This is a genomic window from Sphingobacterium gobiense, from assembly GCF_002980575.1.
GTDB lineage: Bacteria > Bacteroidota > Bacteroidia > Sphingobacteriales > Sphingobacteriaceae > Sphingobacterium > Sphingobacterium gobiense.
On the sequence record NZ_PVBS01000001.1, the window covers coordinates 923,527 to 941,000 of the forward strand.

At 40.6% G+C, this 17,474-nt stretch carries 12 protein-coding genes; 5 read left to right on the top strand and 7 right to left on the bottom strand.

Translation table 11 applies throughout. From position 1 onward, the window contains the following. Positions 1-87: 87 nt before the first annotated feature. The 3 genes from nusA to C5749_RS04175 form a co-directional block, all read right to left on the bottom strand. Positions 88-1,326, bottom strand: coding sequence for a transcription termination factor NusA (gene nusA / locus C5749_RS04165; protein ID WP_105723274.1), 1,239 nt, complete (start codon positions 1,324-1,326; stop codon positions 88-90). A gap of 2 nt (positions 1,327-1,328) precedes the next feature. Next, entirely contained in the window at positions 1,329-1,793 is a 465-nt protein-coding gene (gene rimP, locus C5749_RS04170) for a ribosome assembly cofactor RimP (RefSeq protein WP_105723276.1), read from the bottom strand. Between the two features lie 122 nt (positions 1,794-1,915). Beyond that, positions 1,916-2,689 carry an XRE family transcriptional regulator gene (locus C5749_RS04175; protein WP_105723278.1) on the bottom strand — a complete coding sequence of 258 codons (774 nt, stop codon included), beginning with the start codon at positions 2,687-2,689 and terminating at the stop codon, positions 1,916-1,918. A 112-nt stretch (positions 2,690-2,801) separates the two neighbouring features. Here C5749_RS04175 and C5749_RS04180 point away from each other — a divergent pair, with 112 nt between their 5' ends. After that, positions 2,802-3,131, top strand: coding sequence for a GIY-YIG nuclease family protein (locus C5749_RS04180; RefSeq protein ID WP_105723280.1), 330 nt, complete (start codon positions 2,802-2,804; stop codon positions 3,129-3,131). Positions 3,132-3,198: 67 nt separating this feature from the next. Here the strand turns inward: C5749_RS04180 and C5749_RS04185 are convergent, their stop codons facing one another. Beyond that, entirely contained in the window at positions 3,199-6,324 is a 3,126-nt protein-coding gene (locus C5749_RS04185; RefSeq protein ID WP_245893615.1) for a basic secretory protein-like protein, read from the bottom strand. 85 nt (positions 6,325-6,409) lie between these two features. Continuing rightward, a complete protein-coding gene (locus tag C5749_RS04190; protein WP_105723282.1) occupies positions 6,410-8,740 on the bottom strand; it encodes a transglycosylase domain-containing protein in 2,331 nt (776 codons plus the stop codon). Positions 8,741-8,966: 226 nt separating this feature from the next. Between C5749_RS04190 and rpoN the strand changes: the two genes are divergently transcribed. Then, positions 8,967-10,430, top strand: coding sequence for an RNA polymerase factor sigma-54 (gene rpoN / locus C5749_RS04195; RefSeq protein ID WP_105723284.1), 1,464 nt, complete (start codon positions 8,967-8,969; stop codon positions 10,428-10,430). A gap of 26 nt (positions 10,431-10,456) precedes the next feature. Continuing rightward, a complete protein-coding gene (locus tag C5749_RS04200; protein WP_105723286.1) occupies positions 10,457-11,134 on the top strand; it encodes a M48 family metalloprotease in 678 nt (225 codons plus the stop codon). A gap of 16 nt (positions 11,135-11,150) precedes the next feature. Here the strand turns inward: C5749_RS04200 and C5749_RS04205 are convergent, their stop codons facing one another. Next, positions 11,151-12,671 (bottom strand): GH3 family acyl-acid amido synthetase, encoded by a 1,521-nt coding sequence (locus tag C5749_RS04205; RefSeq protein WP_105723288.1) that lies wholly within the window; start codon positions 12,669-12,671, stop codon positions 11,151-11,153. Between the two features lie 141 nt (positions 12,672-12,812). Between C5749_RS04205 and C5749_RS04210 the strand changes: the two genes are divergently transcribed. Next, positions 12,813-14,000 (top strand): YbfB/YjiJ family MFS transporter, encoded by a 1,188-nt coding sequence (locus C5749_RS04210; RefSeq protein WP_219847891.1) that lies wholly within the window; start codon positions 12,813-12,815, stop codon positions 13,998-14,000. A gap of 283 nt (positions 14,001-14,283) precedes the next feature. Continuing rightward, the gene (gene ku, locus C5749_RS04215; protein ID WP_105723291.1) at positions 14,284-15,039 is read left to right on the top strand and encodes a non-homologous end joining protein Ku; all 756 of its coding nucleotides are present in this window, start codon (positions 14,284-14,286) and stop codon (positions 15,037-15,039) included. On the opposite strand, the gene ligD is transcribed toward ku, so the two are convergent. Further along, positions 15,036-17,474: a DNA ligase D gene (ligD, locus tag C5749_RS04220; protein WP_105723292.1), complete on the bottom strand. Its 2,439-nt coding sequence runs from the start codon at positions 17,472-17,474 to the stop codon at positions 15,036-15,038. The two genes, ku and ligD, sit on opposite strands and share 4 nt — an antisense overlap.

Genomic DNA, 17,474 nt, shown 5'->3' on the forward strand with positions numbered 1-17,474 from the left:
ATTTTAATACTACAAAAATATGTTTTTTTACATTGAAAAAACAATTTCAGCCCAATTGTTTTTTCAGTGTGTAGATACGGCGAAACCTTATTCAAACTCAGCTTCGAGGATACGGAGTATCTCGCGTATAGTATCTTCCTCTAAGTCGGTCCGTCTAACCAGTTCTGCTTCTGTCAGTGCTAAAACTGATTTTGCTGTATCAAGCCCGACACGTTTTAATTCATCGATAATCCAGCTGTCGATCTCGTCTGCAAACTCTTCGATGTCCACATCCTCTTCTACTTCGTCGTTTTCTCTGTACACATCAATCTCATAACCAGTCAATTTACCGGCAAGTTTGATATTATGTCCTCCTCTACCAATAGCCAGAGATACTTGATCCGGCTTTAAGTACACAGCTGCCGTATCATTCTCATCATCAATCTTAATTGAAGAGATACGCGCAGGGCTCAAAGCACGTGTGATATATAGCGTGTTGTTTGAGGTGTAATTTATCACATCAATATTTTCATTGCGTAATTCCCTCACAATACCATGTATACGAGATCCCTTCATACCCACACATGCGCCTACAGGATCGATACGGTCGTCATAAGATTCTACCGCAACTTTTGCCCTTTCTCCCGGCTCGCGAACAATCTTTTTAATTGTAATGAGCCCATCAAAAATCTCGGGCACTTCTAATTCAAATAAACGTTGTAAAAATTCAGGGGCGGTTCGCGAAATGATGATTTTTGGATTACTGTTCATCATATCAACCTTCAGCACCACTGCACGAATACTATCGCCTTTTTTGAAATAGTCAGCTGGAATCTGTTCGGTTTTGGGAAGGATTAGTTCATTTCCGTCCTCGTCCAATACCAATATTTCTTTCTTCCATATCTGGTATACTTCACCTATGACCAATTCACCTTCACGGTCTTTATATTTTTTAAAAACTTCATCTTTTTCCAGTTCCAGTATTTTCGAAACCAGTGTCTGGCGTGCAGCCAAAATAGCTCTCCTACCAAAGCTTTCCAACGTGATTTGTTCAATATATTCGTCTCCCACTTCCAAATCTGGGTCAAACTGATGTACATCTGATAATTCGATTTCTAAATCATCATCTTCGGAAAATCCGTCTTCCATTACTACACGTGTTCTCCAAATTTCCAAATCCCCATTATCTGGATTTACAATTACGTCTACGTTCTCATCTGTTCCAAAGCGCTTGCGTATCATGCTGCGGAACACCTCTTCCAGTACTGTAATAACGGTCGGACGATCGATATTTTTGAATTCTTTGAACTCTTGGAAAGAGTCGATCAAATTGATATTGCTGCTCATTCTTATTTAAATGAAATTAACACCTTTATTTCTGTTATATTATCTAAAGGGATTTCGGCTTCCTGTGTTACGGCTTTTTTCCCCTTTTCTTTTTTTACTTCTTCTATCACTACGCTTTTATCGTTCACGACGATCAGTTTACCTTCTCTTTTCTCCCCTTCTGAACTATTTATTCGGACGCTTCGTCCGATATTCTTTTGGTATTGCCGATGCAATAACAGCGGCGTATCAATACCTGGGGAAGAAACCTCCAAACGATAAGCACGATCGATTACATCTTCTTCTTCCAAATGGAACCCTACATGGCGACTAATTTGAACGCAATCCTCAATAGCTATTCCATTGTCGCCGTCCATCAATATCTCCAAAAGACCACTATTATGCATTTTTATCCGCACAATAAACAAATCCCCCCGATCCGATATTTTTTCCGCTACTAGTTCGCGTACTCTTTCCTCTATTTGCATATCTTATTTCGATACGTGAATTAAACCTTTTCGATAATTGAATTAAAAAAGGGGGCATATGATGCCCCCTCTTATTCAGATTGTACAAAGATACATATATTATTTAAAAAAACAAATAGCATTTATTTGTTATCTACAACAGATTTAATTGTCTTTTGCATTTGTGCCATCATCGACGTTAGCGTTTCCATTGTAGGTTCGGGGCTGGGTCCAGGTAGTTCTGTACTGATAAATGCCTTTGCTTTCCAAATCTCAATGATATCTTCTGAACTTACCCAATACGGTTCGTACGTCTTGTTATCCGAAACGAGCTTCAACCCCTTCTCCTCTTTAAATTTGTACGCTATACGTTTGTAGACTACACCATCTTCTTTGGAAACTACAATATAGGTTTGATTGGGTTTGATATCGTGCCAGTTTTCAACATACTCTCCAATAATAACGCTTCCTGACGGAAGAGGCAACATCGAATCACCCTTGATCTCAAAAGCACGATACGTTCCCTGTTTAAACATAGGAAGCGAAAATTTGGGCAGTTCCGCAACATATTCAGGGTCTCCATAACCATTTAAATAACCCGCACTAGCTTTAACTGGCACCAGTTCAATGTTTTCCCGCTCATCTCCATCTACAGTTATACTTAACACCCGCAAATTTGACGCATTACTTTTAGGCTGAGGCCGCCATTTTTCGTCAATAACATCATTAGCGAGTTCATCCATAGTGAGATCATAAAATTGCGCTATTTTTCTTAGCAGTTCATATTTTGGTTCTGCCCGGTCTTCTTCATAAGCGCCTACAGACGCTCTTTTTATCTCTAGCACATCAGCAAATTGCTGTTGCGTTAAACCTTTTTTCTTTCTCAAAAACTTAAGATTCGATGCTATATTCGACATATTTTTCTAAAAAATTTTTATTTACTAAATTAATTAGTATTATTGTGCCAATAAAATTAGTAAATAATAAACAGACAACCAAATTTATTAGTACATAAGTATCAATTAGCGCATGACATCACATATTGTATATATTATTACAGATAGTAACCGAGCATATTTAGAAGTTGGATATTGCACCGATATGCCCGCTCGCTTACAGGAGATACATCACACCTCTTCCGTCCTATTTGACGGTTCGCCTAAACTAAGCAACGTGGTTTATATGGAAATCTTCCAAAGCAAAGAGAAAGCGCTTTCCTACCGCGATACAATAAGACATTTCACCAGGATGCAGCGGGAAAAACTTATCCGTCTAAAAAATCCGAATTGGCTTAATCTTAACGTTTCTTCATCCTATAGAAAGAGGCTGAATAACGAAAAAGTCGTTGTTTATGCTTAATGCTAAACAACGACCTTTTAACAACCTTCCTTAAACTACTAATCTACCTTCACGTCCTTTTATTGGACTACCAGCCCGGCATGAAGTTTAATCCAAACGTACCGAATTTCGTTCGCGACGACACAAAGGGTATCGCATAATACGGTTCCAGAATCATTGCACCAAATAAATTTACACGCATAGATATACCCGCACTAAATACGGGCACGCGATAATTTCTATCATAAACATATTCCCCAGGTATGAGATTTCCGTTTTGATCACGTGCTGGTACTGTAGGTTTCTTATCTAAATTACTCACTATTTTATTTCCGCTATTCCAAGCTAAACCCGCGTCAAAGAAGAGATTCAGATCAGAAAACAATAAACCGGATTTTACTACAGCGAGTTGCTCGGGGCCTGTAAATGGTAGGCGTACTTCAAAGTTGCCGACCAACACTCTTGATCCCATTAAGTCATCAAAAGAAATATTTCCAACGCGGTCACGACTTAGGTTATCGTACCCCCGCACAAAAAACGGATAACCTATATAGTTGCCGCGCAAGCGGTTTGCATCATCACCCGAACGGATATAGGAATAGGCACGTGCTGCTATAGTTACCGGTTTAAAGCGTAGATAACGACGTACATCGATATTGTATACCTGCATATTGATGTCACCGAAATATTGCCCTGCAGATACGCGGTAGCGAAACCCCTGTATTGGAGACGTTAAACCAAAGATAGAATTATCACCTACAAAAGCGGTACTGACCTGCTGCATAACTAGCGGATCTAGGCTAAAGCCCAATAAATCCATTGCTTCTTCGTTCGATAACCTCTGGCGATCTACGAAACCAAAACTGAAATAACTTTGACGCCATTTTTCCACGCTATAACCATAGCGTGCCAATGCACCTCCTATTTCGAAGCGGTGATGCCTATTAAACGGATACGCCACAAAAGCATCTAATTGTGTCTCAAATTGACGGATAATGTAGTCACTGAGTATCAATTCATCACCCCTACCCAAATCGTCCATTTCATACGCCCGGAACCCGCTACGATAAGGGATGTGTGAAAAAGAACCACCCCAATTCCAACGGCTCCGTTGATTCACATACGCTACCTGCCCACCAAAATCCTGTACCTCTCCGTTGATATTCAAAGTAGAATAAATCTGATTGTAACCAAGAATATCAGAGAAAATACCAAAAATACCACCTGCCATTCCAGCTCCGTAACGTGTCCCGACGGTCATTCCGACGCCCGAATTCGCTAAATAGTCAAGCTTAAATTTCGAACGGTAAGGAACCGGTCTTATCAGCGCGGTATCAATCCGCCGATAGGCATTAAAACTTTGCAAATTTGTATTGACTATATTGACTCCACGATCTACATTCGGCGGCAACATTGCCGCTGTAAAATCAGAAGCACTGGCATCGATTACCTCGGGTTCAAAGTCTGACGCGTTTGCTTTATAGATACTGTATTGATTACCTTTAAAATACGAGTAAACAATGTCATCGTTGCTCGATATACTCATTGCTGGTGAATACTCCGTAATACCACTGATGCCTGTAAAATAATCGGTAAGCCGTTCTACGGTTGCCTGCTTTAATGAGTAGCGAAACATATTACGATAACCGTCTCCATTGGACAGGAAATAGATATAAGTTCCATTCCCCGAAAAATGTGGATTCAAATTGTTCGCTCCTGGAAAAATATCGATGGTTTTAACTTCCTTCGTAGCCACATCGATCATCGCCATTCCCATCGGGATATCGACAGAACGGGAAGCACTTTCTAACGACATTCTGTCCGTGCTAAAAACGATAGCTTTTCCGTCCGGCGAAAAGCTGGGTTGGAAATCGGAATACCTATCATTCGTTAATTGCTCCAGTTCTTTGGTCCTGAAATTATAGATGTAAATATCACTCTGTCCTTCTTTCAATCCTGAAAACGCTACACGGTCGCCATCAGGAGCAAAGTTGATATTTGTAAATTCCACGATGTCACTCATCGCTTCAAGAGCAACAGTTCTTCCGGTTTGCACGTCGATGATCATCAATTTGTTTTTCCCTTCGCTAAATACACTGAAAGCGAAATATCGACTATCCGCTGAAAAGTCTCCTGCCGATTCCAAATAGCTAAATTCATCAATGTCTTTGTTCGTTGTTCGACTTCCGAGTTTCCTTAGGATCTTGCCGGTTTGCGCATCAGCCAAAAAGAGATCAATACCAAAAAGATCTTTCTCCGACATAAAGGCGACTAAGCGTCCATCGGGCGAAATTGCCGGCGCTACGTTCATACGACCTGCGTTTTTGGAAGTAATCAGAGCCTGTCCGATGGGGCGGGAAGTCGTATCTTTATTTAGCGCTTTGAAAGTAGACTCCATCGTATTTCGCCATAACGTCGACATGGTCTGTGCATCGTAACCAAAAACTCGACGTATCCCCATCTCATAACCGTATTTAGCCGTTTCCATAAACATCGGCATGATGACAGTGTCTCCGTAAGTAGCGCCAATATAGGCCAAAAATGCTTGACCATAACGATAAGGAAAATAATTGTACGATTGTTCCGTCAGTTGCTTTAACGATGGGATATCATTACGAGCGTATGCATCGCGCATCCACATCGCTGTAAAAGCGTCTTTCTTTCCAATAGATAGATACTCCGCCATTCCCTCCACCATCCATAAAGGGATATTACCTACATTCTCCAAACGTGTGGTATCTCTTCCTTCCATCAACATGCGGAACTGGAAAGCGTGAACCATCTCGTGTCCTAATACGTGTCTCGTCTGATGGTTAATTTGCATAATCGGCATCACTACGCGCTGCTTAAACGCTTCTGTTACACCTCCCGTACCGACAGATATTTCTCCAGATATGGCGGTCGTTTGTTGAAACTCCGGATGATTGTTATAAATAATAAGCGGATTTTTACGTAAAAACGTATCCTGAAAGACCTGCTGGTGCATGTTATACCAGACTTCTGATTCTTTCGCCAACCAGGTCATCATACTATCGTTTTTAAGGTAGCTGTACATTTCAAAATGAGGCGTTTCCTTCACATCAAAATCTAGCTTCTTATAACGCATTTTATTTTGCCCGAAATATTGCGCCGAGGCAATATAAGGCGTAAGCGATAATAGCACTATTACTACAATCGCCTGCTTGATTACCATTAAGCATCCCTTAGCTTGCATTCCTTTCCTTTTTATCTGCTTTTTAATCGTCCGACATGGAGATAAATATTTCATAATTAAAGATTAGTCTTTTCAAAAATACAAATTATCTTTCTATTTCGTTTATTTCTGTCTCTTCTGATGCTTCCACTTCCGGGAATGTGAATAAGCTTTCTGCTTGTTCGTCTTCTATCAATGTCGTACTATCACGTTGCACCTCTACGCGAATCCGTGGGCTGGGACAGTTGTATTCCTTCTTAATCGCTACCTTAGGATCTGGAAACTTGCCTTTTGTGACACCTAATTCTGGTCGCTTATATAGCGCTTCCATAAATGCAGCGTATATCGGTAAAGCCGTTTTAGACCCCTCTCCCGTTTGGGAGCTTTTAAAACGAATGCTTTGTTCATCACACCCGACCCAAACACCTGCAATTAAGTCTTTTGTCACGCCCATATACCATCCATCAACGTAATCAGACGAAGTACCCGTTTTTCCTCCGATCTGATTTTCATTGCCGAAAAGGTCCCATTCCCAAAGTGCTTGCGATGTTCCCCCTGGCTCTTCTATCGTACCACGCAGCATATATGTCATTAACCATGCGTTCTCGGGATCTACAACCTGCTTTTCTTTTGTTTTGAAAGATGCTATGCGCTTTCCTTCATTATTGTAAATCTCGGAAACGAGAACCGGTTCCAGCCGTTTTCCCTCATTCAGGAAAGTCGCATAAGCATTCACCATTTCAAACACCGACACATCGTTTGAGCCAAGTCCTACCGATGGCACAGATTCCAAATGGCTCTCGATTCCACAGCGATGTGCCGTTTCCACAATTTTATCCCAGCCCACGTCCTTTGTTATCTGCGCTGTGATTGTGTTTAGAGAACGAGCCATTGCCCAACGAAGCGACATATTACGATAAGAAAAACTCCAATCGGCATTTTTTGGTTCCCAAACCTCTTTTTCGCCTTGTTTGTTTACAAAGTCTAAGCGTACAGGTTTATCCTCATATTTATCACAAGGCTCCATACCATTTTCCAACGCTGTCAAATAAACAAAAGGTTTAAACGTAGAGCCTGCTTGTCGTTTTGCCTGATTTACATGGTCAAATTTATAGTAACGATGATTGATACCTCCCACCCATACTTTAATCTCCCCTTTATAAGGGTCCATAGCCATCATACCGGTATTCAACATGCTCACATAATGTTTCAATGAATCCATCGTGGACATCTCTACTTTCTTATCCCCTTCCCATGTGAAAATGGTCATTTCCTTAGGTTTACGCATGATTTGGAATACCTTTTCTTCATCATCACCATATAGCTTCATCAACGATGTATAGCCGGGCAATTTCCTCGCCTTGTCTTCCAAAAAGCCAGAAATTACGGCTCCGCTTTTATCTCGCCATGGTTCCTCATTTCGCCACGTGTTGTCCAAGCGCTCTTGCAGCCCTTTCATCTGCTTGGTTACTGTTTCTTCTGCCAACTGCTGCATACGCGAATCAATCGTTGTATATATCTTTAAACCAGCCGTATAAATATCGACATCATGCTCCTCACTCCATTTTTCCAGCCATTTTTCGACGGCCGCACGCAGATAAGAATCATTCGTTCCGCCTCTATCGGGGTTGTTAACATTCAAATCTAATGGTTCTTTGGCAAATGAAATATACTGCTCCTCGCTGATATATCCTTCTTTTTGCATCTGTCTTAGCACGACATTTCTACGCTCTTTTGATTTGTCCGGATTACGAATAGGGTTATAAAGCGTTGTTCCCTTTAACATGCCTATTAGCACAGCGGCTTCTGTAGCAGATAATTGGTTAGGTTGCTTATTGAAATATCGTAACGAAGCAGATTTAATACCATAGGCGTTATTACTAAACGACACCGTATTTAGATACATGGTGATAATTTCCTTTTTTTCGTATTTGCTTTCCAGTTTATAAGCAGTCATCCATTCTTTAAATTTCGTAACCCCCATACGCAATCCCGGAATATATCCAAGTAGACCCTGGGATTGGTTATATCGTGTTCGATAGAGGTTCTTGGCAAGCTGTTGTGTAATAGTACTCCCACCACGCTTGTCACCTTTCAATGTAGATATAGCACTAGAAAACAGACCAATAAAATCTACACCATTATGTTTATAGAAACGAACATCTTCTGTGGCCACAAGCGCATTTAAAATGTTTTCTGAAATGCTATCATAGCCCACAGGGTCTCTATCCTCCTCAAAATACCGACCTATTAATACGGAATCCGCAGTGTATAGCTCCGACGAAACATGAAGTGTTGGCAGTACAATGTCTTTTTTTGTTGGGGAATATCCAAATAACCATAAGAAGTTTAGCTGTACAGCACACACCAATATAATAAGGCTATAGACCGTTATTAAAAAGTAACAGACAACTTTGTTTTTAACCCTTTTAAACATACAGTAAATATGGAAATTGTTTTTCTAAAAAAAGCTATACAAAATAAAAAAACGAATGGTGGTTTTTGAAATTAACGTATTTTAACACTTAATACATCCATGTAAATTTCACAGCGATAGCTATTCTCCCTCAATAATTATACCTATTTTAGATTAGTCCAATAGGACGAACTTTAGTTTTCTGATTTATTTAAGTATTTTTACCCATGCAAAAGAAGCATAAAGCATGTTAAAGCAGACATTACAGCAAAAATTATTACAAAAACTCTCGCCGCAACAGATTCAGTTTATAAAACTGTTACAGGTACCTACAGTCTCTCTGGATGCTCGCATTAAGGAAGAGCTAGAGGAAAATCCTGCTTTGGAAGATGGAAGCTTGGCAAATATGAACGATCCCGTTGAGGAATACCCAGACCACGATCCGGAAGAGAATTTCGAAAGCCAAGACAACGAATTCGACGAAGAATTTAGTGTAGATGAATATATCCAAGAAGATGACTACAATGATTATTCCACAAGTTATGGAAATGATGATGATGATGACAAAAAGGAAATTCCAATAGCTGTCCAAGATTCGTTTTTCGAGTTATTACAAAATCAGCTAGATTTACTTGCTTTATCAGATCAAGATTACCTCGTCGGACAACAGATCATCGGTAGCCTGGATGACGATGGTTATTTGAGACGTCCGATACTTTCCTTGATCGATGACCTTGCTTTTTCGCAAAACGTGATTGCAGAAGAAGCAGAAGTAGAAAGTATATTGAAAGTAATCCAGGATTTCGAGCCTGCAGGTATAGGAGCACGTAATTTACAAGAATGTTTACTTATACAATTACGTAAAAAAGATCAAAACAACCCCATTATTAATCAAGCTATTAAAGTGGTTGAAGATTACCTCGAAGAATTTACCAAAAAACATTATGACAAGATCGAAAAGCAATTGGGGGTAGATTCGGAAGAACTTAAAGATATCATCAACGAGATTCTAAAATTAAACCCTAAACCAGGTGATTCGGGAGCCTCAACAAACAAACAGCTTCATATTATCCCCGATTTCCATATCACGAACAACGACGGCATACTCCACTTGACGCTCAACGGACGAAACGCTCCAGAACTCCGGGTGTCTCGAAATTACCAAGAGATGTTCGCCCATTACGAAAAAGCCGAAAAAACGGATAAAAAAATGAAGGAGGCGGTGCAGTTTGTCAAACAAAAGTTGGATTCTGCTAAATGGTTTATAGATGCTATCAAACAACGGCAGCAAACCTTATTGAAGACCATGAATGCCATTATGGAATACCAATACGATTATTTTCTTACGGGAGATGAGAGGCTCCTTAGGCCCATGATATTAAAGGATATAGCCGATAAGATTGAAATGGATATTTCAACTGTATCACGGGTCGCTAACTCCAAATACGTACAGACCGAGTTTGGTACCTTCCTGCTAAAATCTTTCTTCTCTGAGGCCATTCAAACAGATTCTGGAGAAGAGGTCTCTAATAAAGAAGTAAAGAAAATATTAGAAGAATGCATTGCCAATGAGGATAAACACAAACCGTTGGCGGACGAAAAACTAACAGAAATTCTAAAAGAAAAGGGATATACCATTGCACGGCGCACAGTCGCCAAATATCGGGAGGCGATGAATATTCCGGTAGCAAGATTAAGAAAGGAGCTTTAGGCGTATTTTTTAGTATGTAAAAAGTTATGGGGATTTATACAGATAGAGCAACTCATATAAATGGACATTTACAAGGGTTTTCCAAAAACAAGAAAATCCCTAAAATTATTGAGCAATTAGTCCTCAAGGCGCTATCCCACTATCCAGAACTCGAAAATACACACATTCGATTTGTATTTAGCCGAAAACTAAAGAAATCGGTAATGGCGGCGCGTCCAATAGTAAACACGCTCTTACAGTCCCGCAACAAACGCACATATGCTATATTAATCAGCCCGGTATTTAAGCTTACGCGAAGCATTGAGCCCATCCATCATCTACCGGAGGAGGTGCTGATTGGATGGCTTGGTCACGAACTGGGGCATATTATGGACTACGAGCAGCGAACAGTATGGGGTGTTGCAAAATTTGGTCTGTTGTATTGGGTGTCTAAACGATACGTACGGAAAGCAGAACGCGTAGCGGATACATTCGCAGTCAACCGAGGTATGGCCTCATATCTTTTATCTACCAAGACATTCATCCTTGGACACAGTGAATTATCTACGCGTTATAAAGCGAAAATCGCTCGTCTCTATCTTTCTCCAGATGATATTGTTGAACTCGTATCTGAGATGGAAAAGAAGACAACACCGGAGAAAGAGGAGTTTTTAACCGACGAAGTAGCACTAATTCAGCGAAACCGCGAAGAAGACACTGGCTAAGTATGTTGTAAACATATCATAGATTAGCTATAAATGCTTCGAATTCTTCAAAATCTTGCTCATTCATCACACGCGGTATTTTAGTTTGCCCACCCAGCTTTTTATAATATTCACTCCATTGATAAAAGTGTGTTATTGGTATAATGTCCACTTCTACACCGTCTAGGGTCTGATGCCTAGCAACTGCATAGTTTTTATTAGCCGCTTGCAGCTCGTTGTCAAGTGCGTTGGCAAGGTCATCGATAGCCCAATCTCCGCCTTCCGCTCCGAGATACCATTTATTGATACTGCGACCTCCTCGGCGAATAGAAGCGACCGTAAACTCCCCAATCTCCAAACCGAACAGCTCTTGTAATTTTTGGACTGCAAGATTCATTTGATGTACAGAAAGCTGTTCGCCGACCACATTGAGGAAATGCTTCGTACGTCCACTTATAATGATCTCCGCGCGCTCTTTATCTTTCACAATAACAGTATCTCCGATCATATACCGCCAAGCACCCGCCACAGTAGAAATTAATAATACATATTCAACACCCTCTTCCACCTCTCGAATCGTTAACGCGGGCACGCTCTGCTTCACACATCCATCCTCATCCATATTTTCGGAAGCGAAAGGAACAAACTCGAAGAAGACGCCGTTGTCGGTAATAAGCGCCATTGCATCGGTATCCGGACGCTTCTGGGTGGCTAAGTAACCTTCCGACGCCAGATAGGTGTCGATATAAATCATGGGTTTCGCAAATAGTTTTTCAAAGCTCTTGCGGTAAGGACCAAAAGCCACCCCGCCCGTACTGTAAACTTGTAAGTTGGGCCAGATATCGTGTATCGTATCAACCTTGTTATAACGTATAATTTCTTTAATCAAAATTTCCGACCACGATGGAATTCCGGTCATGCTGCCTATATCCCATTTTTTTGCCTCGCGAACTATCTTATGCACACGCTGGTCCCAATCTTGGGTGGCCGCTATTTTCCTGCCAGGCTTATAAAACCTTCGAAACCACAAGGGTAAGTTAGCAGCAGATATACCACTGATTTCGCCTTCTAGGAACCCATTGTGCTCCACAAGCTTCGTGCTACTACCCAACATCATGATATCCTTTTCAAAAAAATCTCCTGAAAGTTCAAAATTCTTCAGACTTAAAATCTGTTGTATCCCGGCCTTTTTGATGGCATTCAACATATCATCGGTCACGGGAATAGCTTTGCTATTGCTGGTTGTCCCGCTACTCATGGCGAAATAGCGTTGACCTCCCGGCCAAGTGATGTTCTCATGCCCTTCGTGCAGATAATGCCACCACGCCGCGTGTAACTTGTCATAGTCAAATATCGGTACGACTTGTTGGAAATATCTCACCGGGTCCGTATCGACAAGTATATCACTAAAATTGTACGCTCTTCCTAAAGCAGTGTATTTTGCTACATCCAGCATATCCAACAAAACTTGCTTCTGGGCCTCCCAAGGGGTAGAGTCCCTATTGATCAAGCCGTTCACATCAATTACCCTTTTAATAATTTCTCCAATAATTGCCATAATATGTCTACTCTTCCTTATCGTATAATAAGAGAATAAATGTCCGTGAAAATTGTTTTTGAAATCATAGAATATTCTTCCCCTTCAAACTATTTATTATCTTGCGCCGGCAAATAAAATGACAGCCATAAGTATATATCCGTGGCACATATAACACAAGATTCAATTAAACAAAAAGCCGTCCGCTATTTGTTCGCGGGTATTGCTGCTCTCGCTGTAGTGCATGCATTAGGTAGATTTTCATTCACGCCCTTATTGCCATATTTTATCAGCGATAATATGTTGACCATCACACAAGGTGCTGATTTGGCAACTATAAACTATTTTGGCTATCTAATTGGGGCGCTACTTGCGGTACGATACTCCAAACCAAAGTTTATCAAGAAGTACTTATTGATTGGTTTAGTGGGAAATGTATTGATCACCACAATTCAATGTTTTATTTCGCACTTTGATTTGTTGTTGCTATTACGATTTCTAAACGGAGTTACCAATGGAATTGTATTTGTTTTAGCACCGGCTTTACTGTTGGAGTGGTTCATCATGAACAACAAACCGCAATTAAGTGGCTTAGTATATTTTGGTGTGGCTGGCGGGTTACTGGCAGGCGGGTTATTAGTGGATTCGACCGCAACTTTTTTTCAAGCGGAACATCGTTGGATTCCAGTAGCTATTGTCTCCTTGTTATTAACAGCTTACAGCACCACACAGTTCGTAAAGGTTCAAGTGGAAAGACCCGACTATAAAGACAAAGACCGACGACAGACACAGAATAGTGCACTTTTCGACCGACGGAGCACGCCACTATTTCTTTCTTATATCGGCGCAGGTTTAGGCTATATTTTACCTATGACTTTTCTTCCTACACTAGCCCACGATACGATATCAGAGGATAGTATATGGATAAAAAATGTCTGGGCTATCACGTCCCTTTCATGCTTGGTTTCCATCCCTCTATGGAACTGGATCGGGCATCGATTCGGAGACCGATTTGCGCTGATCTATACATATATATTGCAAGCGCTGGGAGTAGCCGCCGTATTGCTAATCCCACCGGGAGCCGGCGTAATCGCATGCGCAATTTTAGTAGGTGGTGGATTTTTAGGATCGGTTATGTGTACGCAAAGATTAGCAAGGTATTTTCAACCACATCAGGGACCGAGATTGTCCGCTGCGCTTATTGCTATTTACGCCGGATCACAATTAATAGGCCCGTGGCTTGCTAAGTTGTGGATTGAGCACGGAGGTACTTTACTGCAAAGCTTTGCCGTAGGATTGGGAGCTTTCATCTGGGGGTTATTCTGGATATGGCGGACACCCAAAACATAAAATTATATATCAACACCTGAAACATTCATTTTTTACATTTCTTTCAGTTTCGTCTATCGTATAACATCCTTATATCTAAATTATATATTAACAGGGGGTTAATAGGGGGTTAGTAGGGGTATAATAGGGGGTTAATATAGATGCAACCTCTATTAATCCCCTCTAATCCCCCCATAGAAATACACCTAAGTAATAATGCGGTGATATGGAGGTGAGTACAAGATTAAAAAGAACCTTTTTAACAAAGTATTGTTCTCTTAGTAATAGGAATAAACAAAATATTATGAGAGCTATTTGGACTGGAGCAATAGGATTTGGATTGGTTAATATCCCGGTTAAAATATATAGCGCTGTGCAAAGCAGTTCGCTGGATTTAGATATGTTAGATAGAAAAGACAAATCGAACATCAAATACAAGCGTGTCAACGAGAGCACGGGCAAAGAAGTGAAATGGGAAAATATTGTTAAAGGTTACTTACTTAAAGACAAGTATGTTATTCTAGAAGATTCAGACTTTGAAGAGGCCAGCCCAGAAAAAAACAAAATGATAAATCTACATTCCTTTGTCAAGATGGATGAAATTGACAGCATTTATTTTGACACACCTTACTATCTTGAACCCCAAAAAGGAGGAACGAAAGCTTATCAGCTTCTCCTTAAAGCTCTCGAAAAAAGCAAGACCGCCGGATTGGGGTCTTTTGTCATGCGCAACGTAGAACATCTTGCTATAGTGAAACCATATGGGGATATGCTTTTGCTCAACAAAATCAGATTTGAAGAGGAAATTCGATCTACGGATGAATTAAATTTACCAGGTAATACCCGATTGAAAAAAGAGGAAATGGATATGGCTCTCCAATTAATCAAACAGCATAGCCAACCTTTTGATATATCAAAATATAAAAATGAGTATACCAGTGATTTACTAAAAATTATCAAACAGAAATCCAAAGGAAAGCACACCTCTATCCGTAAAATGAAAGTGGAGAATACAAAATCGACAGACTTGTTGAATAAATTGAAGGCTAGTTTGGCCTAAAGTTTGGCAAGCACCTGTTTTATATTAACCGCACTATCCTGTAAACTTGCCCAGGGATCGTCTACCTCTTTCACTCGTTTTAACGTGGTCATAATATTATAGTCGGCAATGCGCAGTTTAGGTGTCAACTCTTCCCATCGCAAAGGTGTACTGACTGTTGCTCCCTCTTTGGGTCGTAAGGAATAAGGTGCCGCGATCGTCTGTCCCCTTCTGTTCTGCAGAAAATCTAGATAAATCATTCCTTTCCTTTTTTTTGGATCGCGCACCAAGCTTGTCGTGTCCGGATGTCTTTCTTGAACCATTTGAGCGACCAACTCAATAAAATCCCGCGCGACCTCGTATGTATACTTCTTTTTTAAATACACATAGATATGGAATCCCGTAGATCCGGAAGTCTTTAAAAACGCCGGTACTTTCAGTTCTTCAAAGATTTCATGTGCTGTCTTTGCTACCTGTATCAGTTCTTGAAAATCAGCTCCGTTCGGATCCAGATCTAGCACAGCAAAATCTGGATATTCAGGTTTCTGATAAGTCGAAAGCCACGGATTAATTTCAATAGATCCCAAATTAGCAATATAAAGAAGGGTTGCTTTATCATTACAAATAATATAATCAGTTTCTTTTCCTGTGCTTTCCGAATGTATAGGAACTGTTTTTACCCAACTAGGAATATTTTCAGTGTCCATATCTTTCTGAAAAAAACCTGCTGCTGTAATGCCATTTGGAAAGCGATGCATGGATATCGGTTTATGTTTAATAAATGGAAGTATATAATCGGCCATGTGTTCATAATAGGCTATCATCTGTCCCTTAACATAATGCTCTTTTGGCCAATACACTTTGTTTAAATTGGTCAATTGTACTTTTTTACGACCTATCGTTAATACATCGTTATTTTTTTCATTTTTCATGGGACTCTCTTTTTCAATTTCTTCTGCATCTTTATCCTGTCGCAACCCTTTAAATACCGGATGGCGTAGATGATGGTCTGTTGTCCATTCGCTATAATACACTTCACAAACCAATATGGGTCGTAGCCAGGTCACTTCCTTTTCTTTCGCAACCGCCACGTCTTGGTCAAATGGTTTGTGTGCATGCTCATGTTCTTGCATTGCAGTGTAGAGATCTTTAAGATTTTTCGCATTGAATCCTGTACCACAGTTGCCGATATATACCAGCTCCCCCTCCCGATAATGACCGAGCACCAAAGCGCCAAAAAATAAACGACTCCCTTGCGGCGACGTATAACCACAGATGATAGCTTCTTGGCTATTCCGCAACTTAAATTTTGTCCAAGAGCTACTACGTTTACCTTGTAAGTAGGTGCTATCGACGTCTTTCGCGATAACTCCTTCCCATTGTTGCTTTTCGGCCTTTGCTTTGACTTGTTGGGCTGTACCTTCTAAGATCTGCGTTAACTGAACAATTTTAGGTTTCTTGAGACGACGAAATAACAGTGCAAGTAACTCTTCACGCTCTTTAAGCGCATAGTCCGTTACGGATTCGTCTTCTAAACGGAGTATATCAAAGATATAATAGCGCAATCTTAGATGACTTGGGATAGGCTCACCACTGGCGATTAATTGGAAATGTGGTTTCTTTTGTTTATCCTCAATAACAAGTTCTCCGTCAATCCACGCATGCCTATCCAAGGAAGATAGTTCTGTCACCAGCGATGGAAACATTGTATTCATATCTTTCCCGTTTCGCGAATAAAGTTGAACACCCATTTCGTTCCTCATGGCCAAAATACGAAACCCATCGTATTTTTTTTCGTACCGCCATTCCGGTCCTTCAGGAAGATGTTCTGCCAGTTTTGCGAACATCGGTTTCGGGAATTCTTCCGTATTCGATTTTTGGTTAGTTTTAAAATCTACACCAGCCTGCTTAACCACTTGTTTTACACTATCCTCACTATTGTAAGGTTCATCCCATGCGTATCGATCTTTATGTTTTATGAGTAACCAGGCATTCTCCTCCTGCCCTTTCATCCGTACCAATGCAAATTCACCACGAAGAATATGGCCTTGTAATTTGAATTTTAGGGAACCTTTCTCTAGGTCCAGCAAAAATTCTTTTGCGTTCTTTGCTTCAGTGAACTCATAATATCCCGAATCAAAAATAGTGACCACCCCAGCGCCATAATTACCTTTTGGAATAATCCCCTCAAAAGAGGCATAATCTATCGGATGATCTTCGACTTGCATGGCCAATCGCCTATCTTTTGGGTATAAAGACGGCCCTTTGGGAATAGCCCAGCTCTTCAACACGCCGTCCAGCTCCAACCGAAAATCATAATGTAAGCGAGAGGCATGATGCCGTTGCACGACAAACCGTAACTTTTTTTCTTGATTATCCTTTCGCTTACTACTACCTTTTGGTTCCTTCGTTTGTTTAAAATCTCTTTTCTTCTTATAGTCCGCGAGCTTTGCCAT